General features: G+C 55.8%; 21 protein-coding genes and 2 tRNA genes. 21 read left to right on the top strand and 2 right to left on the bottom strand.

Features of this window, described 5'->3' with window-relative positions:
• Positions 1-135: 135 nt before the first annotated feature.
• The 11 genes from JAO77_RS19395 (at position 136) to JAO77_RS19345 (ending at position 10,767) form a co-directional block, all read left to right on the top strand.
• Complete coding sequence (locus JAO77_RS19395; protein WP_198992088.1) at positions 136-609, top strand: hypothetical protein; 474 nt, start codon at positions 136-138, stop codon at positions 607-609.
• Positions 610-621: 12 nt separating this feature from the next.
• Positions 622-987, top strand: a complete 366-nt coding sequence (locus JAO77_RS19390; protein WP_198992087.1) for a hypothetical protein — start codon at positions 622-624, stop codon at positions 985-987.
• Positions 988-1,102: 115 nt separating this feature from the next.
• Complete coding sequence (locus JAO77_RS19385) at positions 1,103-1,783, top strand: hypothetical protein (protein ID WP_198992086.1); 681 nt, start codon at positions 1,103-1,105, stop codon at positions 1,781-1,783.
• Between the two features lie 47 nt (positions 1,784-1,830).
• Positions 1,831-4,362, top strand: a complete 2,532-nt coding sequence (gene uvrA, locus JAO77_RS19380) for an excinuclease ABC subunit UvrA (protein ID WP_198992085.1) — start codon at positions 1,831-1,833, stop codon at positions 4,360-4,362.
• A gap of 142 nt (positions 4,363-4,504) precedes the next feature.
• Positions 4,505-5,062 (top strand): hypothetical protein, encoded by a 558-nt coding sequence (locus tag JAO77_RS19375; protein WP_198992084.1) that lies wholly within the window; start codon positions 4,505-4,507, stop codon positions 5,060-5,062.
• 84 nt (positions 5,063-5,146) lie between these two features.
• Positions 5,147-7,930: a S8 family peptidase gene (locus JAO77_RS19370; RefSeq protein WP_198992083.1), complete on the top strand. Its 2,784-nt coding sequence runs from the start codon at positions 5,147-5,149 to the stop codon at positions 7,928-7,930.
• 168 nt (positions 7,931-8,098) lie between these two features.
• Positions 8,099-8,587, top strand: a complete 489-nt coding sequence (locus tag JAO77_RS19365) for an acyl-CoA thioesterase (RefSeq protein WP_198992082.1) — start codon at positions 8,099-8,101, stop codon at positions 8,585-8,587.
• 46 nt (positions 8,588-8,633) lie between these two features.
• The gene (locus tag JAO77_RS19360; RefSeq protein ID WP_235998515.1) at positions 8,634-9,587 is read left to right on the top strand and encodes a YihY/virulence factor BrkB family protein; all 954 of its coding nucleotides are present in this window, start codon (positions 8,634-8,636) and stop codon (positions 9,585-9,587) included.
• 116 nt (positions 9,588-9,703) lie between these two features.
• Positions 9,704-9,790, top strand: a tRNA-Ser gene (locus tag JAO77_RS19355).
• A gap of 64 nt (positions 9,791-9,854) precedes the next feature.
• A tRNA-Ser gene (locus JAO77_RS19350) sits at positions 9,855-9,939 on the top strand.
• 498 nt (positions 9,940-10,437) lie between these two features.
• A complete protein-coding gene (locus JAO77_RS19345; RefSeq protein WP_198992081.1) occupies positions 10,438-10,767 on the top strand; it encodes a hypothetical protein in 330 nt (109 codons plus the stop codon).
• A gap of 211 nt (positions 10,768-10,978) precedes the next feature.
• Here JAO77_RS19345 and JAO77_RS19340 read toward each other — a convergent pair whose 3' ends face one another.
• Together JAO77_RS19340 and JAO77_RS19335 are read right to left on the bottom strand one after the other, a co-directional pair.
• A complete protein-coding gene (locus tag JAO77_RS19340) occupies positions 10,979-11,140 on the bottom strand; it encodes a hypothetical protein (protein ID WP_198992080.1) in 162 nt (53 codons plus the stop codon).
• A 962-nt stretch (positions 11,141-12,102) separates the two neighbouring features.
• On the bottom strand, positions 12,103-13,068 hold the full coding sequence (locus JAO77_RS19335; protein WP_235998514.1) for an endo-beta-N-acetylglucosaminidase H: 966 nt from the start codon (positions 13,066-13,068) through the stop codon (positions 12,103-12,105).
• Between the two features lie 476 nt (positions 13,069-13,544).
• Between JAO77_RS19335 and JAO77_RS19330 the strand changes: the two genes are divergently transcribed.
• The 10 genes from JAO77_RS19330 (at position 13,545) to JAO77_RS19285 (ending at position 20,621) form a co-directional block, all read left to right on the top strand.
• Positions 13,545-14,276: a porin family protein gene (locus JAO77_RS19330; protein WP_198992079.1), complete on the top strand. Its 732-nt coding sequence runs from the start codon at positions 13,545-13,547 to the stop codon at positions 14,274-14,276.
• Between the two features lie 277 nt (positions 14,277-14,553).
• Positions 14,554-14,748: a hypothetical protein gene (locus tag JAO77_RS19325; RefSeq protein ID WP_198992078.1), complete on the top strand. Its 195-nt coding sequence runs from the start codon at positions 14,554-14,556 to the stop codon at positions 14,746-14,748.
• Between the two features lie 87 nt (positions 14,749-14,835).
• The gene (locus JAO77_RS19320; RefSeq protein WP_198992077.1) at positions 14,836-15,177 is read left to right on the top strand and encodes a hypothetical protein; all 342 of its coding nucleotides are present in this window, start codon (positions 14,836-14,838) and stop codon (positions 15,175-15,177) included.
• Between the two features lie 237 nt (positions 15,178-15,414).
• The gene (locus JAO77_RS19315) at positions 15,415-15,786 is read left to right on the top strand and encodes a hypothetical protein (protein ID WP_213019435.1); all 372 of its coding nucleotides are present in this window, start codon (positions 15,415-15,417) and stop codon (positions 15,784-15,786) included.
• A 126-nt stretch (positions 15,787-15,912) separates the two neighbouring features.
• Positions 15,913-16,338: a hypothetical protein gene (locus tag JAO77_RS19310; protein ID WP_198992075.1), complete on the top strand. Its 426-nt coding sequence runs from the start codon at positions 15,913-15,915 to the stop codon at positions 16,336-16,338.
• 144 nt (positions 16,339-16,482) lie between these two features.
• On the top strand, positions 16,483-17,067 hold the full coding sequence (locus JAO77_RS19305; protein ID WP_198992074.1) for a BLUF domain-containing protein: 585 nt from the start codon (positions 16,483-16,485) through the stop codon (positions 17,065-17,067).
• Between the two features lie 1,623 nt (positions 17,068-18,690).
• Positions 18,691-19,083 (top strand): hypothetical protein, encoded by a 393-nt coding sequence (locus tag JAO77_RS19300; protein ID WP_198992073.1) that lies wholly within the window; start codon positions 18,691-18,693, stop codon positions 19,081-19,083.
• 440 nt (positions 19,084-19,523) lie between these two features.
• A complete protein-coding gene (locus tag JAO77_RS19295; RefSeq protein ID WP_198992072.1) occupies positions 19,524-19,721 on the top strand; it encodes a hypothetical protein in 198 nt (65 codons plus the stop codon).
• Between the two features lie 31 nt (positions 19,722-19,752).
• A complete protein-coding gene (locus JAO77_RS19290; RefSeq protein WP_198992071.1) occupies positions 19,753-20,097 on the top strand; it encodes a hypothetical protein in 345 nt (114 codons plus the stop codon).
• 116 nt (positions 20,098-20,213) lie between these two features.
• Positions 20,214-20,621 (top strand): nuclear transport factor 2 family protein, encoded by a 408-nt coding sequence (locus tag JAO77_RS19285; RefSeq protein ID WP_235998513.1) that lies wholly within the window; start codon positions 20,214-20,216, stop codon positions 20,619-20,621.
• Positions 20,622-20,750 lie beyond the last annotated feature (129 nt).

Raw genomic sequence — 20,750 nt, 5'->3', positions numbered from 1 at the left:
AAAAGAAAGTGGACCGGGGCCCTAGGTAGGTCGCTGGCGCCAGCGGGGGCCGAAACCACAAACGGCAAACCAGAGTAAGCACAAGACGGGCCTAGCCCGATATAGTTTTCTGCTAGCTTTTCTTTCCCTCCCATCATGAGCACCTTCCCCAGCCTCGACGGCCCGAACCTGAACGACAAAAACGACCTGCCCGAAGACCAACAGCGTCGTGCCGAGCAGGCCCATCTCCAAGTAGATACTACCGCTGACCAAGCCGAAGCTGGTACGCCGCGCTACGGCAACTTTGGCAAAGCCAACGAAACCGAGCCAGCTGTGCCTACTCAGCATAGAAACGACGGCAGCAACGATAACCCCGACGAGTTCAGCGAGTTTCGCAAGCCCGGCCAGCCCGTAACTGAGGACTATGGCACCAGCGCTGACGCTGCTAGCCCCGACCACCAGCAGGGCCACATAGAGCAAAACCAGGCGCCCGGCGAAGTGAAAGCCGCCCAAAATAAGGAAACCGACGAGCAGCGCGCCGCTTGGTCGAGCGATGATGAGCGCTACGCCGGCGGCCACCGCGAGGCCAGCTGGGAAGAAAGCAACGACAAAGAGCACTCCAACGACTAAGCCCCGCTAATTATGAACGCCCCCCAGCCCAACGCACCCGATAACAACGACCGCGCCGCCGCTACTGCCTCTGGTGCGGCTAGCAAGGAAACCCAAAACGTGACGCCGCAAACCGAAACCGAGAAGGAATCGGATAGCTTCCTCGACCGCGAGACCTACGGCCAAGTCACCGATGACAACAACGCCAGCGGCCAGCGCATGGCCGATATGATGGATGACTCGCTGCGCTCGGATGAGCAGCCTCCTGTAGGCTCGGCCCCCGACAGTGACCTCAACCTGCCCGACCAGCTCATCCATCCGCGCGACGCCAACTTCACGCTGCCCGAAATGCAGCACCAAGGCAAAAACCTGACCGCCGAAAGCGACCCAGAAGAATAACCTAAAGAAGAAAGAGCTTACTAAAAAAGCACCTGCGGCCTATCTGGCCACAGGTGCTTTTTTTATGCATTTTAGTATCAAGCGGCATCAAAGCACTAGCTTCTACCAAACCGCTATGTACCTGCCGCGCCGCCACTCTCGCCGCTTATTGCTGCCGCCCGGCTGGGTGGCGCTGGGGTTTCTGTTGCTGCTGGGGTGCCAGGCGCTGCTGACGCATTGGCGGCAGATGCGGTTGCCGAATGTGATGCAATTACAAATGCCACCTTGGAAACCAAGTGAAGGCAAGTTTTGGGGCGTTCCGGTCTATGGTTCAAAAGCCGAGTTGAACAATTTTCGGCCTTGGCATGATGCAGAATTTACGGGCGCTCCAATCAACAATTTTGTAAATGCTGCATTTACAGAAACAGCCGTTAAGGCTATACAGGCCGACACTAGCCAGGCAGGAGGTATGCGTATTCGTTTTGGACGACATGCGACCTATAGTAATTTGATAAAAGTGCTGGATATGATGAATTACTTAAACCAAAAGAGGTATTGGCTTGATATTCGTCATAATCCTATTACTCTTTATGCAATAACGAATAAGCCTCTGCCAGCTTCAGCCTATGTGCCGGTATTTACTTGTGGCTACTCTAGTTACGTAGAAAGCTATACGGCACCGCCAATAGAGCCTGCTTTTTGGCAAAAACTCACGGACTTATGGCAGAGAGATTGGCGCCCATCGGCTCTGCTCTTTGCAGCGATAGTAAGTCTGAGCTGCTATCAAGTAGCCCGCCCGCGCCCTAGGCTCCGCTAACCCGCCGCCCGCTCGCCCCGTTCTGACAAGCCTTACGCTTATTCAGAATGGCAGAATCATCAACTAACCGCCCCGGCTTTGTGCAAGTGCGCGGCGCCCGCGAGCACAATTTGCAAAACGTAGATGTAGACATTCCACGCGATGCGCTGGTGGTGTTTACGGGCGTGTCGGGCTCGGGCAAGTCGTCGTTGGCGTTTGGCACGCTCTACGCCGAGGCCCAGCGGCGCTACCTAGAGTCAGTGTCGCCGTATGCGCGGCGGCTATTTCACCAGCTAGAAGTGCCCGAGGTAGATGTAGTCGATGGCTTGCCGCCGGCCGTGGCCTTGCAGCAGCAGCGCGGCGGCGGCACCACGCGCTCGTCGGTGGGCAGCGTCACCACGCTTTCCAACCTCTTGCGGATGCTGTATTCAAGAGCCAGTGACTATCCGAAGGGGCAAGGAATTATCTATGCCGAAGGCTTTTCGCCTAACACGCCCGAGGGCGCTTGCCCCACCTGCCACGGCCTAGGGCGCGTGTACGAGGTAACCGAGCGCTCGATGGTGCCCGACGACTCACTCACTATTCGGGAGCGGGCCATTGCGGCGTGGCCCACTGCTTGGGGCGGCCAAAACCAGCGCGATATCCTCGTGACGATGGGCTACGACGTGGACAAGCCTTGGCGCGAACTGCCCCAAAAGGAGCGCGACTGGATACTTTTTACCGACGAGCAGCCGGTAGTGCCCGTGTACCCCGGCTACTCGCCCGCCGAAACCCAACGAGCCCTCAAGCGCAAGGAAGAGCCCAACTACATGGGCACTTTCACTAGCGCCCGGCGGCACGTGTTTCACTCCTTCGCCAACACCCAAAGCGCCCAAATGAAGAAGCGGGCGCTGCAATTCATGCTCAGCACCGAGTGCCCGCTTTGCCACGGCAAGCGGCTGCGGCCCGAGTCGCTGAGCGTCACGTTTGCGGGGCTCGACATTGCCGATTTGTCGCGGCTGCCGCTCAAGGCGCTGGCAGCATTGCTGCGGCCCTACGCCGACAGTAAGGTAGACCGCGGCGCCGAATACGATGCGCAATTTCCCGAAAAAGTAATTGTAACGCAGCGCATTGCCGACGACCTGTGCGGTCGCCTGGGTGTGCTGCTCGACCTAGGGCTCGGCTACCTCACCCTGGAGCGCAGCACGCCCACACTCTCGCCCGGCGAGCTACAGCGGTTGCGGCTGGCTACGCAGGTGCGCTCCAATTTATTTGGCGTAGTGTATGTGCTCGACGAGCCTTCGGCTGGCCTGCATCCCGTCGATACGGCAGCACTTCTAAAGGCCCTAGGTGGCTTGCAACGGGCTGGCAACTCCTTGTTCGTAGTCGAGCATGAATTGGAAGTAATCAAGCAAGCCGACTGGGTGGTAGACGTGGGGCCAGGCGCCGGCGAGCAGGGTGGCCGGGTGCTTTACAGCGGCCCGCTGGCCGGCCTTGCTGAGGTGGCCGACTCGCAGACGCGCCGGTATCTGTTTGACCAAGTGCCTGTGGCACCGCGCCTGCCCCGCGAGCCCAGCGGCTGGCTGCGGCTGCGCGGCATCACGCGGCACAATCTAAATCAGCTTGACGCTGACTTCCCCTTAGGTGTCTTCACGAGCGTTACGGGCGTGTCGGGCTCGGGCAAGTCGACCTTGGTGAGCCAAGTGCTGGTAGAGCTAGTAGCAAAGCACCTAGGGCAGGAAATAGCGCCCGAAGAGCCCGAAGGCGACGCCTTGGAGCGCGCCGACGAAGCTGCCACCGAAGGCCGCATCACCGAGGGCATTGATAAGATAACCCGCTTGGTGCGCGTCGACCAGCAGCCCATTGGCCGCACGCCGCGCTCGAATATGGCTACCTACACGGGCCTGTTTGACCACGTGCGCAAGCTGTTCGCGGCCACTCCCGAAGCGCGTAAGCGCCGCTACGACGCGGGCCGCTTCTCCTTCAACGTGGCCAAGGGCCGCTGCGAAAACTGCCAGGGCGAAGGCTTTGTGATGGTCGAGCTCTTATTCTTACCCAGTGTGTACACGCCCTGCCCCGTGTGCCACGGCACCCGCTACAACGCCAAGACCCTAGAGATTACTTATAACGGCAAAAACATCGCCGACGTGCTGGGCCTGACCGTCGATGCGGCGTGGGAGTTCTTTTCCGAAGAACCTACCGTGCAGCGCGCCCTCACGGTGCTGCGCGAAGTAGGCCTAGGGTACCTGCGCCTAGGGCAGCCTGCCACTGAGCTCAGCGGCGGCGAGGCCCAGCGCATTAAGCTTGCCGCCGAGCTCCAGCGCCCCCCTAGGGGCCACTCGCTCTACGTGCTCGACGAGCCCACCACCGGCCTGCACCCCTCCGACGTGGAAAAGCTGCTGCGGCAGTTCCACAGCTTGGTAGAGGCCGGTAACACGGTGATAGTAGTAGAGCACGACATGCACGTGGTGGCCACCAGCGATTGGGTTATTGACATCGGGCCCGGCGCGGGCGACGAGGGCGGCCAAGTCGTGGCCGCCGCCTCGCCAGTAGAAGTAGCGCAAGTGAAGGCGAGCAAAACCGCCCCGTATTTGAAGCGATTTTTGGAAGGTAAAGAGTAGGATTATTGTTAAAAATCGGCTGTCCTGCTCAGCTGGCGTTCGCTTGTCGAAGCATCTCTGCCGCCTCGTTGGATGGTGCGACAGAGATGCTTCGCAAGCGGGCGCCAGCTGAGCAGGACAATACTATTATCCTTACACATCTATGCCCACCCTGCCTCCCGACCTGCGCCGCGCCCTCTTCGACCTGCCTCAGAAAGAAAAAGACCAATTGCTGGCCCGCCTCGTGGCCCAAGACGCCGTACTGACCGAGCAGCTGGCCCACCGCCTGCTCGAGGGCCCCGACGGTGTAGAAAACCGCCGTACTACCCTGCGCCAGCAGGTAGATGACCCCGTGCGCGGCTACCACCAAACCCCCAATGACCTGCTGGTTATCCTGCGCCAGCTGCAAGCGCGGCTGGCCTACCATGCCCGCATCACCGACGATGCCTTTGGCGAAGTCGAGCTAAGCCTGCGGCTGCTGGCCAATGTGTTTCAGCACCAGCCCACGGTGGTGGCGCGCCTGCATGGCCCCACGCAGCCGCTGCTGCAGCACCTAGTACGCCGCACCCAGGAAGCCCTCAAGCAAGCCAACAAGCTGCACGCCGACTACCACCTGGAGCTGGCCGACGCGGCAAATGCGGTCCTAGGTGGCCTCTACGCCTCGGGCGCTGCGCCACTGGCCCGCGAGGCTGGGCTACCCAGGCAGTGGCCGGCCGAGTAGGGGAGAGGCGCCCGGCAAATGGACTGGCGCTGCCGGCTTCATACTGCTATCTTTACAGTTCTGCTGGTTAAGTATTAATTGCTTATGAAATATATTCTTACTATCATCCTATTGGCGATAACTCGGTTGGCGGTGTTGGCCGGCCCACCTACCATACCGGGGCGGCTAGTGCTGAAGCTAAAGCATGCTACTACCCCTGCAGCCGTGGCTGCCGCGCTACGCACCCTAGGAGCCACTGGCCTGAGCCAGAAGTTTCCCCGGGCTACTGCTCCTAATCATGAACTGCCTGGTAGTGTAGACCTGCGTGGCATCTACCAAGTAGAGGTGCCGGCCGAGGCTACGCTCGCCAAAGCGCGGGCCGTGCTGCTAGGCACTGGCGCCGTGGAGTACGTTGAGCCGTTGTATATCCGCGAGCCGCTTTACCAGCCCAACGACCTGTACGCCGACTCGGTAACGGGCCGGCAATTTTACTTGAAGCTCATCAGCGCCTACCGCGCCTGGGATTTCACTAAAGGCGACACTGCTGTGGTTATTGGTCTCACCGACACGGGTCTCCGCCCGACCCATACCGACCTGAAGAACAAAATCAAGCTTAATTATGCCGACCCCATCAACGGCATAGATGATGACCTTGATGGCTACGTAGACAATTTTCGGGGCTGGGATATGGCCAATGGCAATAATGACCCTAGCTCGAACGACGACGGTGCAAACCACGGCTCAACAGTAGGTGGTGTACTGGCGGGGCAAGCCGACAATAGCATTGGAATGGCGGGTGTGGCCTTCAACTGTAAGTTCTTGCCGGTACAGGTATTTCCGGGTACCAAAACTGGCTCGTTTGCAGGCTATGAGGCTATTGTGTACGCCGCCGACCACGGCTGCAAGGTTATTAACATGTCGTGGGGCAGCCTAGGTGGCTACTCACGCTTTGAGCAAGATGTGTGCACCTACGCCGCTGTCAATAAGGATGCAGTACTAGTGGCAGCCTCGGGCAACACCAGTGGTGACTTTCGTTTTTACCCGGCTTCCTATGAGCATGTGCTGGCCGTGTCAGGCACCGATTGGAGTGACGGTAGGTCGGGTTTTGCTACCTATGGCTATCGCATTGACCTAAGCGCCCCCGCCAATGATATCTGGACATCGAAGGGCTACTATGCCGATACTGATTACGGCTACGAAACGGGTACCTCACTAGCCTCGCCGCAGGTGGCGGGGGCGGCGGCGCTGGTGCGCTCGCGCTTCCCGCAGCTGCGGGCCGAGCAGGTGGCGGCGCAACTGCGGCAGTCGGCCGACACGGCGATATATAGCCTGCCGGCCAATGCCTCTTACCGCGGTAAGCTCGGCACGGGCCGCCTCAACGTGACGCGGGCCGTGGCAGCCCTAGGCTACCGGGAGGCGCGCGTGGTAACCAGTACCCTGGCGCCTGCCCAATCGGCGGGCTACGCTCCTGGCGAGAAGGTGCAATTAACCATCTTGGTGCGCAATCTGTTGCAGCCGGTAACGGGACTTACAGTTGCGGTAACCTCGCTTTCGCCTTACCTCACGGTGCAGCAAGAGCGCTTTGCAGTGGGTAATCTCACGGCTCTGGCCCAGCGCACTAATGCCGACCAGCCCTTTCAGCTAACCGTGGCCAACGACGTGCCGCTGAACACTACCGCCACGCTGCGCTACCGCCTCACAGCCGCCGGCGGCTACCAAACCGACCAGTACCTGGACGTGCGCCTCAACCCCGACTTTGTGCAGCTCGATGCCGGCGACCTCGTGGCCAGCCTCAGCAGCCGCGGCAGCCTAGCCTACGATGGCGGCTTCGACCAAGGCGGCCTGGGAGTGAGCTACCGCACTGTGGGTCCACTGCTGAGTGAAGGTGGCCTGCTGCTGGCTACCTCACCAACGCGGGTATCCGACCGCCTGCGCGCCGCTCCCGGCACCCAGCGCGAGTCGTTTTACACCGAAGTGCCCATCCGCCGGGTGCTGGCTGGCCCTCGCGCTGACCAAGAAGCCTACAGCACCTTCCGCGACTCACTGCCCTCGCCCGAGGCGCCGCGCTCGGTGGGGGTGCAAGTGCGTCAGCGTGGCCTGGCCTGGGGGGCACCCGCCGCCCGCCGCAATTTTATTGTGCTGGAGTATTCAATCAGAAATATGACAGCTGATACCCTCAAGCCGCTTTACGCTGGCTTTTTTACCGATTGGGATTTGCCGGGCGATAGCGGCCGCAACCTGGCCCGCTACGACTCGGTGCGGCACCTAGGGTACACCTACGACCCCCTGGCTACCCGCCTCTACGCCGGGGTGCAGGTGCTGGGCCGCGGCCCCAAGGGCGTGTATGCCATTGATAATACCGCCGCCGAGGGCACCCCAGTTTACTTGGGCAATGGCTTCAGCCCCGCCGAAAAATACCTGGCTCTCAGCGGGGGCTTTGGCCGCGACCACCGCACGGCCGGCGCCGACTCGGTGGGCACCGATGTATCGCAGGTGCTAAGCACGCAGGTGCCCCGCCTAGCCCCCAGCGACTCGGCCACGGTGGCCTTTGCCGTGCTGGCCGCCCCCACGCTGGCCGAGCTGCAGGCTGCCGCCGACGCGGCCACGGCCGCCTACGTGCCACTTCGGCCACTGGCCACCGCCCCGGCCGCCGACGCAGCCTGGCAGGTTTATCCCAACCCCAGCACCGGCTCGGTGCAGGTAGTGCTGCCGGCCGGCTTTGGGGCCGCGACTGCCAGCGTGCTTAATGCCCTGGGGCAGGAGGTGGCACGCCAGCCCCTAGGTGCCACGGGCGGCGAGCTGCGACTCGGGGCGCTGGCCGTGGGGGTATATACCCTACGCATTGCGAGTGCCAGTGGTAGCTTGGTGCGCCGGCTGGTGCGCGAGTGAGCGCGGTATCCAACTGCCTGCTACGTAGCCCCTTTGCCTGACCAAGCAAAGGGGTTTTTTACTGCCCTAGGCGAGCAGTGAAAGCGCCGAGCCGCACTATTTGGCGCCCGCCGTGTTATTCTTGCCTAGTCAATTGTTCTGGCTTTCGCTGGCCTTTCCTCCTCGCTTATGTACGCTGCTGACATCCAACTTCGCGTTCGCTACGCCGAAACCGACCAAATGGGCTACGTCTACCACGGCAATTATGCTGCCTATTTTGAAGTGGCCCGCACCGAGTCGTTTCGCCAGCTCGGCATTCGCTACAAAGACCTAGAAGCCCAGGGAGTGGGCATGCCGGTGGGTGAGCTGCACACGCGCTTTCGCCGCCCCGCCCGCTACGACGACCTGCTCACCATCCGGGTCATGCTCAAGGAGCTGGCCGAAGGCTCACGGGTCAAGTTTGAGTATGAAATCCGTAACGAAGCCAACGACCTGCTCACCGAAGGCTACACGCTCATGGTATTTGTGAGCACCACCAACGGCCGCCCCGTGCCTATCCCCGATAGTGTGCGCGAAAAGCTAACGCCCTATTTTTCCGAAGCCGAGGTGCTGGGCCCCCTAGGCCCCGGCCGCGCTACTCCTGGCGAGGCACCTGCGCCGGCCGCTTTTGGCAAGTAGCCTTTCCACTTTACGGAACCAACTTTTCACTCACAGCTCTACCCTTTTGCTCGCTCCTCCCACTCGCCGCCGCGCCTTCGTGCCCGATGTGCGCCGCCACCGCGCTTATCGCAGCCTTATGGCTTGGGGCAAGCGCAAGCACCTGCGCGGCGGCCGCATCTCGGTCTACGACGTAGGCGAGCGCGTGCTGCACGAGCTGCGGCTCGACTCACTGGAAAAGCGAGCCGCCTACATGGCCTTCAACCTCACGCTGGCCCTATTTCCGACCATCATCTTCCTGTTCACGCTCATCCCATACATTCCGGTGCCGAGCCTCGACGTGGACATTCTGCAGTTCTTGGCCGACATCATGCCTCATGAGCTGTACGCCGCCACGGCCACTACCATCGAGGACATTGTGCGCATTCCGCACGGTGGCCTGCTGTCGTTCGGGTTTGTGTCGGCCCTGGTGCTGAGCAGCAACGGCATCATGGCCCTGCTCGACGCATTTGAGAAGAAATACCCCTGGTTCAAGCATCGGGGTTACCTGCACAAGCGCCTCATTGCTACTGGGCTAACCTTTGTGCTAGCGCTGCTGCTGGTGGTGGCCATTGCGGGCATTTTCTTCGGCACCTTCATCATCGACGCGCTGGTGTTCTACGAAATCGTGCCTGAAAGCTCGTCCGAGTTCATGACTCTGGTGCTGCGTTACGGCTCGCTTATCGGGCTTTTTCTGACCACGACCTGCGTCATCTACTACGTGGTGCCGCCGGTACACGACAAGTGGCCGTTTGTGTCGGTGGGGGCGCTGGTAGCCACGCTGCTCATCTTTCTGGTGTCGTTTCTGTTCACGCTCTATGTGCGCATCTTCAACTCTTACAACACGTTCTACGGCTCCATCGGGGCGTTGGTGGGCTTCATGGTATGGCTTGAGTTTGTATGTATGACCCTCATTATTGGCTTTGAGGTCAACGTAAGCATCGATGCTGCTACTGGCCGTCTCGAAAAAATTAGTAGTTGACAATGAGCGATGAGCAGCTTCAAGAACACATTTTTTTGGCTTGCTCGCTCATTTCTTATTGTTCATTCCCTATCGCTCTCTACTTTTGCAGCCCCAACCACTCGTTTGGGACCCTTAGAGAGGTGGCAGAGTGGTCGAATGCGACGGATTCGAAATCCGTTATACCGGCAACGGTATCGGGGGTTCGAATCCCCCCCTCTCTGCAAAAGGCTTTTTCGGCGCTGGAAAAGCCTTTTTTATGGTTACGCTAGCGCAGCAACCCGACCCAGAGGAATGGCAGAGTGGTCGATTGCGTCGGTCTTGAAAACCGAAGACTGTAACAGGTCCGGGGGTTCGAATCCCTCTTCCTCTGCAAGCGTTTAAAATCCCGATGTAAATCAAGTATTTACATCGGGATTTTTGCTTTTAGTCAATCAAGCGTCAAACTGCGCCACTTTGGTGGCGACTAAGTTGGGTCTCAATAAAAAGCCCTGCCTGAAACAGACAGGGTTTTTCTTTACTATGAGGAGAACCTTACTAGGTCTCCGCAAGCATTACCGCCTGACTGTCCTAAACATTACAAGCTCTGTTAATAAAAAAGCCCCGGCCGGTCAGGTCGGGGCTTTCTTTACTCTGGCAGCAGCACTCCCTGCGCCTAACCTTCCAATGGCTCACTACCCGCAAAGCTGCGCAACACTACTGCCTGCTCCCAGCCGGCATCAAAACTTACCTCAATAAAGCCCTCACGGCTGTAGGCTTTGCAATAGTATAGGTTAGTGTCGTGTATCCCATTTCAACGCTGGGCTAGGGCTGTACCATGCTTGAACACCTAGGCGAGTTGTAGAAGCGGGGTGGGGATATATTAGCGGCTATGAAAAAACTCATATTACTAGGGGCGTGCTTAGTGGCATTAGCCTCACAGCCAGTAAATGCGCAAACAAGTGGGCCAGAAGTAGCAGTAGTGCGAATCACAGAAGGAGTGCGACGTGTTAATGTGAGTATCACCCACCCCGACGGAAAAAGCGAGCAGTTGGATTTTGAAAACGGAGCGTTTGGAGAACGTTTGGATAAGTCAGGGCAAGGCTATCAGAAACTCTTTGCAAAGCTGTATCAGCAAGGCTACCGTCTGCAGAGCACCTTCAGTGCAGAAGCAACAACGAGTGATGTCCGCACTACGCTTGTCTTCGTTAAGGGACAATAGCCCGCAACCGTTTGACAACTCCGGGCTGGTTAGCATCGATTCGGAATGCGATATGCCGCAGTAGTTTAGCGAAATGAAAGACCGTGTAAGAGTGTGGCTCCTACTGCTGCTACTTTGGTTCCCAAACTTGGCCCATGCAAGTGAAGTAGGGCATATTATGGATACATGGTTCAATATTATTGGGATAGTTATCAAGATAATTTTCTACTTTTTAGTAGTTATAGGTGTGATTTACTTGCTTGTTAAGAAGAAGTAGCAGTTTTTGTAGGTGTAGTATCTGGTTGAAGTGATAGGTGGCTTCGAGGCGCAACTGGTCGAAGTGGTCAGCTATTTCGCCAGCCGACACAGCGGGTGGGCATGGTAGGGGCCCCATGAGCTACTTTTGAAGTATGTGTGCTCCTTTTTATCGAGCCGATACCGGGGGTAGCTAATACGCTTCCTTTTATAGCATTTGGTCTAGCTGCTATCCTGTTGATATTGCGTTTGCGGCGTGAGCGGTAAGGAACTTGGCGCATCTTGCGCGGGGCCATTGGCGGCTAGTAGCGCTGCCAGCAATGGCCGTATTCGCTGAGCCCCTCGCCGCATTCGAGGTAGTGGATGCAGGGGTTTAGAGCGATGGGTTGCATAAGTTGCTAATAGTTTGAATTTTAGTAGAATGACTTATAGTTAGCCTTCTAAGGAAGGTCGCTCTGCTAGTAGCTTATGCCTTGCATCAGAAGTGTGCTGTCAAGTGAATAGCTTGGTGATGAGTGGCGGTGGCTTGCCGACCTATTATATTGCTGTGCGTTGTATCCTCTGCGAGTATTTATCTGAGCAGAAGATGCTAGTATGGAGCCTACTCGCGAAGATGTAGATAACCTATTTGGGATGGATTTCGACTGGTTTGCCCAAGATGTGACGGGCGCAGTCGGCTTATTCACTACTTCGGGCTACGGTGAAACTCCGATTGAAGTGCTACGACATGTAGCGGCTCACCGGGCACTAGCAGGTACTATTCCACTACCCCATTTGGGTAGTCTGGCAGTGTGGAATGATTATGTTCTAATAGGTTTGACTGGCAGCATTAGGATGGTCCTTATAAGAAAGTCGCGGCCACACTAGCTACAATATCTGCCGCCTTTAGAAAAGCCGTTTTACAGATACCTCAGTTGCCCCAACTACCTGTTTGTTTCAGCGAGGCTGCGACTGTAAAAATCGAGTGCTATACTCCTCAATAAGCACTAAGACACTCTACGCCCGAACCCCCCGCCAATAAGGGAGAGACAACAAAAAAAGCCTCGCTCATCACGGGGCTTTTTTGTTCTAACCTAGGTGGCATAGTTTGCCGCCAGCAACTTATGGAGTATACGTAGTAGACTTTCCGTACAATGCATTGGAGATGCCTGACAGATAGGTGCTAGAGTTAGTATTAGGCAAGTCGTAAGTCATGTACACGCCGTAGCCGTCAGTTTTGGTGCGGGTGGCAAACGAGGTGGCCGTTGAGGCTGAGGTGGCGGTGATTTGAACGGCTGCCGGCCCTAGGTTGGCTTTGGCTAAGCCTGGTACATTCGGCGCCGAATAGGTGCCATACACGGCGTTCCAGCTGTAGTTTATCTTCGAGCCCACCGTTACGCCATTGTAGGACAAGCGGCTGGCTGCTGGCCCATAGTAGTAGAACGAGATAATCTTATTCGGCATCAATTCCCGCAAAGCGCTTACTAAGTACACGAAAGAAGAGCTGTTGGGCTGGCCCGTGCCATTTGTGCCGTAGTCGGCATACTCGTCGTCGAAGTCGATGCCATCGAGCCCATACGTATTGACTGCATTTGCTAAGAGCTGGGCAAACTCGCGGGCCGCCGCCTGCGATGGGAAATTGCTGACCCCGGCCCCCTGGTGGTTACCTAGGATAGACAATAAGACCTTAATGCCTCTGGCCTGCACCGGCTGGATAGTCGTCGCCCGGTTGTTGAGGACATTAGTAACCTGGGTGTTAAAAAACAGGGTTGCTCTCTGCGTAGACGTATTGTAGTTGATGTTGGCCGCGAAAATGATACCGATATCAAAGAGCGGCTCGCCAGTAGAAAGCGAATACTTGCCTACGTTATTGAAGTTATAATTATTCACTTCGACGTAGCACACGGTTTTGGGGCCCGTAACACCTACCGCATTCGTGCTCATATCGCCTTTCACGGCATCAATTGAAGCGGTTGGCGTAGGTAACTCGTCTTTCTTCTGGCAAGCAGAGAAGAGCAGGGTAAGTAGGGTGCCGAAAAGGGCCAGTGGCCGCGCGGCTCGGTTGGTCTTGACTGTCATGGAAGACATGGGGGTTGGGTGGGAAAGGGAATGCGGAATAAGGGGCCTTATTCCAGGGGAGAGTGACGGGGGCAGCTGCATCACCTGGGGTAGGGGATACAGGTCGTAGTAGCGCGTTAGCGTAGCCAAACCTACGGTTGTGTGAAGCTGCCTAGGAGGGACAAAGGCACGTAAAACGGGACATTGCTACTTCTCTATGAGTAGCGGGTAAGTTAATAATTTATCTTGTTAAAGTTATGAATAATATGATATTTAACGTTGTAAATCAGTAAGATATATTTTGTATGATGTGCGGAATGAATCAGTTTGAGACATACGCTCAAATAAAATAATCTTGTAGTCTGCTTTCGGTGAGGGCTGGTTTATGAAAGCACCAAGCGGAAAATGTCTGTGCCCCCAAGCAAGCCCCGAACACCCTGCTAGTAGGAGATGCAACCTTTCCGTTAGGCGGAGGCTCATCAGGCGCACCTCTTTCCCGCCTCCTGATGAAACAATTTATTGCCATCGTAGCTGGCGCCTTCTTGGCCGGGACAGCGCAGGCCCAGGCCACCTTTCACCTCGGACCTTACCTAGGGGGCAATGTGTCCAAGGTGCACTTTGCCGATGAGACGCCCTCCGCCGCGCGCCGGGGCTTCGACGCCGGCCTACTGGGGGCCTTGCAGCTCGGCCACGTAGCCGTACAGCCGGCCGTCCTTTTTGCCCAGCGAGGGTTTATAAGCAAGCCTACTTTCTATGACTCCGGCTTTGGGGGCCGCACCCAAACCAATGTCCGTCTCCACTACCTGACCATCCCGCTGCAAGTGGCATACACCCAGCACTCCGATGGCCAAGGCTTTCAGGTTGCTGCCGGGCCTTACGTGAGCTTTCTAGTAGGAGGGAAGAGTGTGACCGATTATCAGTTTCCTGGCACGGGCTTCATGCAGCAGGAAAATGCCGTCGCTGCCGCCGATGTCCACACCCAGACTATCGGTGTCGCTACCCAGGTGCCTGACTACACGTTTTACTCGCGCCGTCTCGATGTGGGCGCGCAGGCGGGCTTAGGCTACCGCCTAGGTGGGGCTCTACTACAAGTGAGCTATAGTATGGGCCTGCGAAATGTAGCCACTACCGAGCGCTACACCTTGGGTAATGCTTCAACCACATACGATTTGGATAGTCCGGCTTACCGCAACCGAGCGTTTCAACTATCACTTAGCTATTTAGTTGCGAAGAGCTAAGTTTCACGAATATCCCGCCAGTGAAGAAACCATGAGCTACTAAACACAGCGGTTGGCAAAGATTTTACGGAGGGCGCAATGGCTTTATCACCGCTAATGGACTATCTCCACTGGCTGCTGCTCTGTGCTGCTTACATCGCCTTCATCTGGGGGCAGCCCCGCGTGCTGCCCGAAGAGGCGTTGCCGGCGTTGCGCTGGCTGCATTGGATTGCCTCAGTGCTGTGCCTACTGCGGCACGGCGAATCAGAAGCGGAACTGCAACGCTTTCAGGAGATGCATGAAACTACTACACGACTTGTCGCAGGAACCTGCCAGCGGTCTGAAAACGCGCTTGCTGGCAATTCCCGAACTATTGCAAGGCATCATGAATGTAACCCGCACCAAACTCGCGCATACCGCCCGCATCATCACTTTCATCGAACAGACACCGGCGCGCATCCTCACCAAAGAGGCTATCTTAGCCATCAGCTAAAGCAATAGGACTATGCTGCGAACAAGGGTAGCATTATAACGTGGGTAAGTGGCTGGGAGTAAATAAATTATATCTTACTCTACAGCCATGACCGATACCTACCTGCGAAGCCTTGGCTTTGCCCCCACCACTCGTACCCCCCGGGGCCAGCACATGCGCTTCGACCAGGCATGGCGTTACCAGTATGACCATTTGGCTATGGATGGCACCCCCCTCTTTATCGAGCATCCCCTCGGTATTGAGGCCTGCTGGCTGAGCGCATCGGAAGCCCCCCTGACCAGCGAAGATGTCTTTGCTACGGTGGGTTTGCACGACCGGATCGCCCTACAACAAGCAATGGGTTCCTTTTACACAGCGCATGGAGGCATGGGTGCCCCGTTACCCTCCGTCCCCACTAGTACGTTGCACCCTCACCGCTATCAGGTCTAGTAAGGCTGCTCTGCAGCGGCTACATTGCTGTGCACAAGTCTATAAATTTGAAGAAAAGCCCCGCTCACCACGGGGCTTTTTGCTGGATACAGCCTATTAAGTTACCTCATCCCTATACTATATAGCATGGGCTCCCAATTGTCTTATTAGTGTTTAGCTTGCTAGTCGATAAACACATTTATAATGGAAAATCTCTGCTGCTTACTGGCTACCCCCAGCCTGACAGTATCTTATGATATGACCAATCAGTGGCTTTACGTGCAGTGGATGGGCCTGCATGATAAGGAGACTGTGCGCGTTGCGGCCGAGCATATCTTCACCAGCCTAACTACGCATCCCTGCCTAAAACTGCTCAGCGACCACAGCATGTTGCTCGGGAACTGGCAAGCGGCTATTCCCTCCGTCGTGCAGCACAACTTCGAGCGCCTGGCTACGCACGGGGTGAAGTACGTTGCCTGGGTTCACTCCTTCGAGTATGACGACGTTATGGCCATGGAGAGAGTGGTACGCGACATGCCCCAGCCACTAGTCGGCCTCTTCGACGAGGTAGCAGGGGCCTACGACTGGCTACGGCACTGCCCCGTCGATTTGCCTCGCCGCCTGCGGTAAGGCCACCTGCCTCAAGCTAGTAGCAAAAGCCCCACTCATTACAGGGATTTCCTTTTATGCCTTATGCTTAGGTGATTGGTAATAAACTGAAGAATAACCTATTATCCGCTAGTAGGTATAGGGGGTATGGAAGATTTGTGTTGCCTGCTAACTACCCCCAACCTAGAGGTGTACCACGATGCCGTCCGCAAATGGCTCTATACTCGGTGGCTAGGTCGGTACAATGAGTCCTCTATGCAACAGGCCATCGAGTCCATCTGTATTTGCATGCGCGGGCGCCCCTACACCAAGGTCTTGAGCGACCATAGTGGCTTTGTGGGGGAGTGGCCAGCCGATGCACCGTGGGCGATGGAGGGCTACTTTAATTACCTAGCGGCGCAGGGCGTTGCCCATTTTGCCTGGGTGTACAACGAGAGCCGCCATAACCTCTCGACCATGCAGCGAATGCTTTCCCGGGTAACCTGCCCCGCAGTGGCCATCTTTCAAGATGTAGCTTCCGCTTACGAGTGGCTACGTCGCTGTCCTACTATTTTGGTAGTAAATCCTGGTTAGGAATAGGTAGGCAGTATCATTGAAGAAAATAAGCTGCTCTTACAGAATATTTATTAGATATTCATTTAACCATCATCTTGTTATAGGTGGAGTTCTCGTGTTAAAACATCGTTAACCTCTCCCGTTGCGCGCCGTACTGCCGCTATGATGCCCTTTTCTTTCTCCTTATCACAGCGGGCGCTGGAATGGGCTGTCGCTCTGGTACGACTACCTCTTTCCTTAGAGCAAGTTCCACTCTCCGGCCAAGCAATAGATTATCTACTTTACTGTAGCGCCGCAATTCGGCCCCTCTATGACGAACAACTGGCCGACCTGCTAGAGGAGTCTCGCGCCTATAATAAGCGCCACAATATCACCGGTCTGCTGTGCTACGATGAAGGCCACTTCGTACAGGTAATAGAAGGCAGCCCCGCCGAAGTTGACCGCCTCTTCGCCCGCATCGAGTGTGACCCACGCCACCATCATGTGCAGCTACTGTGCCGTGGTACCAGCGCCCGCCGCGAGTTTAAAGATTGGCGCATGATCTTCACCAAGTCTCGCAGCCAGGAATTTTACTGGCTCATCAGTTATCTGGAGGCGCGCCATTATCAACTATTGCTTCCCCAAATACCGGTGCCTGAAATCGGCTTACTACCTTTATTACATATCTTCAGTCGTGCCTGCGCCGATATTCTTCCGCGTCCTAGTCCGCCGGAGCCCTCCTATGCCGGGCTTCTCCCATTTATATAGTCTTCCGCTTGCATACTGCTCAACGTCAATGTTGACCCTAAGGATAACAGTACTTGCACGCTAGTCTATGATGAAACGGAGCAGTGGCTCTCCACCACCTGGAAAGGCTATGTAGATGCTCTCGAAGCCCGAGAGGGGGCCAAGGCTTATTTGCGCCATGCCGTGCAAAAGCCCAGCCCTCTACTGCTCAACGACAACTCTGGCCTGCGTAGGCCTTGATTTGATAGCCTCGACTGGCTCACGTCATCCAAGACGACCGCCATGACGATACCATTAGTACCCTGCCCCCGCGTTACCTGCCCTTTGAGTTACAAATAGTTCGCGAGGTAGAAGAAGCTAAGCACTGGCTGCACCAGCGCCGCCAGCAGTTGGCTTAAAGCTATTATCAACTAAAAAGCCCCGCCGAGCTATCGACGGGGCTTTTACTTGTTTGGTGGCTGCCTTCCTGGAAGTGAATAAAGGGACCTCGAATACGCGGACTAGAATAATAGGACTGTAATTGGATGATACAAAAGTCGGCACGTAGTAGAGGTTGTGTAAAGGACAATGTGCTATTTTTTAGTACATTACGTTTGTGTAAATTCTATAGAATACGTCCTGTTTACTCTTTTTTAAGTGCTGCCCAACTGCTTGCCCGCGCTGGAAAGGGCAGCGCTGCGCTTTAAAAAGCCGTTGAAATGCGACACGGCAATACCTTGGAAGCCGTTAGCCTACCTAAGGCATAGCCAGTGCTGACACTGGTAGCAAATAGTACTAGCTTGTTAGGCCAGCCCCGCTCGTTACGGCTACGCCTGGAAACGCGCAGTTTGTCTAAAAATGAAGATTAGATGAATTAATTGCCAAGCGCAATGTAGCTTTGCCCCACAGGCGTTTTCTCATGTGTCCTGTTGAGTTATGGAACTGGTCGGGGTAGTAGCCCGACCAGTTTTGCGTTAGGCTGCTGGGTACAGTGGCTACCGCACCCGGCTGGGGTATTTCAACGCCATTGCATTGGTAGCGCCCGTCGTACATAAACTATGGGAGGGGGGCTTCTCCTGTGCTCGCCTACTGCCCACTAGGCTATTCTCCTCAGCCTTGGCACTGCCTTCTGTATGAGTGACTAAATAGAGAGCCGCTGTGTAATGAGGCAGTAAATCCAGCGATGAAAGTGCTGTATTTCACCTTTAGTCGCTATGATACCACTTGCTTTCCCCATTTTCAGCGATAGCTGTCAGCAATCGTCCTGCTGCCGCAGGCAGACCAATTATGTTGCCTTAATGCTTTTTGTGGTTACTGCCCTAGTAGGCTTGTCCATTCGATACATACCCAGCTAAGCGCGCGTCTGTATTTTTTAATGCTAGTCATGCTGCGCCCCGCGAAGCAGTTCTGCCGCCTCCTTGGAGGAAGTGGTAGAACTGCTTCGCGGGGCGCAGCATTGTAGACATTATCTCTACAAAAGCCAAACATACCTTGAGCCTACTAGCGGCTTGCAAAAAAGCCCGCTTAGTGCAGACTTTTTAGGACTTGTATGTTCAAGATATAAAATAGAAATTATGCAATAATAGGTATTATTCATTAGGTCTTTAGCACGACAATAGTCAGAAGATAAATATATTTGTTGTCTTGTCTTTACCTAATTATTTAATGTTAATTGCCTCTGTGAATAATTATACTTACGCTTCAGGGTCACATCTTCATTTTGAGAATACGGTTGGGCGGGTCTTTGTGCACCCATCAGGCCTTTACTTGGCTATTGAGTATTTCACAGGTCCTCGCAAGCCTATGGAGATACGAGACTTTCTGCAGCAGGCTGGCTATATGCTGTCGCGCTGGGGCTGGGACAAGCTTCTGACTGCGCACCTGCCCATGCCCGATTTTAGCGGCGAGGAAATAGAAAATATTAAAGCCTATTGGCGCACTAACGTATCTCAGTCTCCTAGCCTTCTGTACGGAGCGCTGCTGCTACCCCACAAGGTATTTGCTCAGCTATCTTGGATTGGGAGCGTCGCTGCCGCTAAAACGTCCATCCTAGGATAGGTACTCTTTTTGTCTATGGCTGCAGCATCAAGCAACAAGCCCCGCCGATAGTTCGGCGGGGCTTGTTGCTTGCTAGTAGTTGCCCTGCTAACTAATTGGCGATGCAGGGAGCTAGCTGCAAAAAGCTGCTTAAATGCGACATGATAAGAATGTTCTGAGCTGATAGGCTCGCGCGCTCAACCGCTCAAAGAGGCAGCGCAAAACAGCTGCAACACTAAGCCACGCATGAGCCAATTGAAGTAGCCGCCCGATACCAAACTACCTACTTGGAACCACGCTAGGAGCTAGCTTATTAAGTAAATTTTTTCTAAGATGAGTACAATCTGATAAAAATATTTTATTATTGTGGGCGCAGCGTAGCTATATCCAGGTGGGTTAGCTCGCACGAGCCCGCCCGACACCGTGCTGGCAGCTAAACGGCCTAGGTAGCGTAAGCAAGCATGAAAAGACTCAAAGAGTGGCTGCGTCTACAGCTTAGCAAGCAGCCAATACCTTATTCGCTTTGCCAAAAGCCCATTGAGGCCTTAACGGTCTTGCAGGCCTTGCGCGAGCGGGCAGAGCAACAGGCATTGCATCAGGCCCTAGGGCTAGAGCAGACCGCGCAAGGTGTAGCAGTGCCCGCGCCCTCGGCTGCGTAGGGGGTATGGAGCTAACTCTATCTTCGCGGCCATGAAAAAAAGTATAGTCTTGGGGGTGTGTTTGGGGACCCTGGCTGCCCGGCCGGTGCTGGCGCAGGCAGGTGAGCCAGCTGTGGTAGTGGTGCGCGTGGCCGAGTACAGCGGCCGCACGCACTTGACGATAGAGCGGCCAGCGCAAGAGCCTGAGGAAATAGAGTTTGACTGGGATAGCCGCATCGGCAAGAAGTGGAGTCGCGCCTCCAAAGGGTATCTCGACGCGCTAAGCAAGCTTTATCAGCAGGGGTATCAGGTGCAGGCTACCATACCGGGAGCAGCATACACTGGGGGCGGCACGGTGTATACAACGCTGATATTTACACGGGCGGCTAGCAAGTAGCTGGGTGCCAAGACATCAAAAGCGCGGTGTTTCGCGTAATCGAAAGCATGCAAACACCCCCACTGCCCCCAAACGCTGAAAAGCCGGACGCCCACCTTCTAGAAGACCTAGCTGGCTTGACTGGCTTATTTAACCCCGAAGTAATCTGGCAGGAGCAGCGGCAGCTAGGGGAGACGGAACAGCAGCAAGACCTGATTCGAAAAATATACGCCGCCTTCAATGCGCGCGATATTCCCACTATTCTGGCGGTGTTTGACCCGCAGGTACGCTGGTCGCGCGCGTGGGAAGGCGACTACGCCGTGGGCCACGAGCAGGTGCGCGACTACTGGCTGCGGCAGTGGCAGGAACTAGACCCCCACGTAGAGCCAACGGGCTTTGCCCGGCGCGAAAACGGCCAACTGGAAGTTACCGTGCAGCAGCGGGTCAAGGACTTGCAGGGACACGTGGTGTTTGATGGTTTGGTGAAGCACCTCTATACTATTGAAGAGGGCGTAATCAAGCAGATGGATATTGAGAAAGCGTAATGCTGCAACCTAGGCTAATCACCGTTCTAGGGGAGAGATATGGAGCCTGCCCGTACAAAGCAGGAGTGATGCCAGGGGAGTAGCTGCTGGAGGTGATGTAGGAAAGTAAAAGCAAGCAACTGGCCGCCA

This window comes from Hymenobacter sp. BT559 (assembly GCF_016427535.1).
In the GTDB taxonomy this organism is placed as follows: domain Bacteria; phylum Bacteroidota; class Bacteroidia; order Cytophagales; family Hymenobacteraceae; genus Hymenobacter.
This window is presented reverse-complemented; position numbering and strand designations above follow the sequence as displayed.

Coding starts and splice junctions, on each gene's coding strand:
- JAO77_RS19370 (WP_198992083.1), top strand. CDS start 5,147: ATGAAATATATTCTTACTATCATCCTATTGGCGATAACTCGGTTGGCG.
- JAO77_RS19375 (WP_198992084.1), top strand. CDS start 4,505: ATGCCCACCCTGCCTCCCGACCTGCGCCGCGCCCTCTTCGACCTGCCT.
- JAO77_RS19390 (WP_198992087.1), top strand. CDS start 622: ATGAACGCCCCCCAGCCCAACGCACCCGATAACAACGACCGCGCCGCC.
- JAO77_RS19295 (WP_198992072.1), top strand. CDS start 19,524: ATGAAAAGACTCAAAGAGTGGCTGCGTCTACAGCTTAGCAAGCAGCCA.
- JAO77_RS19300 (WP_198992073.1), top strand. CDS start 18,691: ATGTTAATTGCCTCTGTGAATAATTATACTTACGCTTCAGGGTCACAT.
- JAO77_RS19305 (WP_198992074.1), top strand. CDS start 16,483: ATGATGCCCTTTTCTTTCTCCTTATCACAGCGGGCGCTGGAATGGGCT.
- JAO77_RS19290 (WP_198992071.1), top strand. CDS start 19,753: ATGAAAAAAAGTATAGTCTTGGGGGTGTGTTTGGGGACCCTGGCTGCC.
- JAO77_RS19320 (WP_198992077.1), top strand. CDS start 14,836: ATGACCGATACCTACCTGCGAAGCCTTGGCTTTGCCCCCACCACTCGT.
- JAO77_RS19335 (WP_235998514.1), bottom strand. CDS start 13,068: ATGTCTTCCATGACAGTCAAGACCAACCGAGCCGCGCGGCCACTGGCC.
- JAO77_RS19310 (WP_198992075.1), top strand. CDS start 15,913: ATGGAAGATTTGTGTTGCCTGCTAACTACCCCCAACCTAGAGGTGTAC.
- JAO77_RS19330 (WP_198992079.1), top strand. CDS start 13,545: ATGAAACAATTTATTGCCATCGTAGCTGGCGCCTTCTTGGCCGGGACA.
- JAO77_RS19365 (WP_198992082.1), top strand. CDS start 8,099: ATGTACGCTGCTGACATCCAACTTCGCGTTCGCTACGCCGAAACCGAC.
- JAO77_RS19385 (WP_198992086.1), top strand. CDS start 1,103: ATGTACCTGCCGCGCCGCCACTCTCGCCGCTTATTGCTGCCGCCCGGC.
- JAO77_RS19325 (WP_198992078.1), top strand. CDS start 14,554: ATGAAACTACTACACGACTTGTCGCAGGAACCTGCCAGCGGTCTGAAA.
- uvrA (WP_198992085.1), top strand. CDS start 1,831: ATGGCAGAATCATCAACTAACCGCCCCGGCTTTGTGCAAGTGCGCGGC.
- JAO77_RS19315 (WP_213019435.1), top strand. CDS start 15,415: ATGACCAATCAGTGGCTTTACGTGCAGTGGATGGGCCTGCATGATAAG.
- JAO77_RS19340 (WP_198992080.1), bottom strand. CDS start 11,140: ATGGGGCCCCTACCATGCCCACCCGCTGTGTCGGCTGGCGAAATAGCT.
- JAO77_RS19395 (WP_198992088.1), top strand. CDS start 136: ATGAGCACCTTCCCCAGCCTCGACGGCCCGAACCTGAACGACAAAAAC.
- JAO77_RS19345 (WP_198992081.1), top strand. CDS start 10,438: ATGAAAAAACTCATATTACTAGGGGCGTGCTTAGTGGCATTAGCCTCA.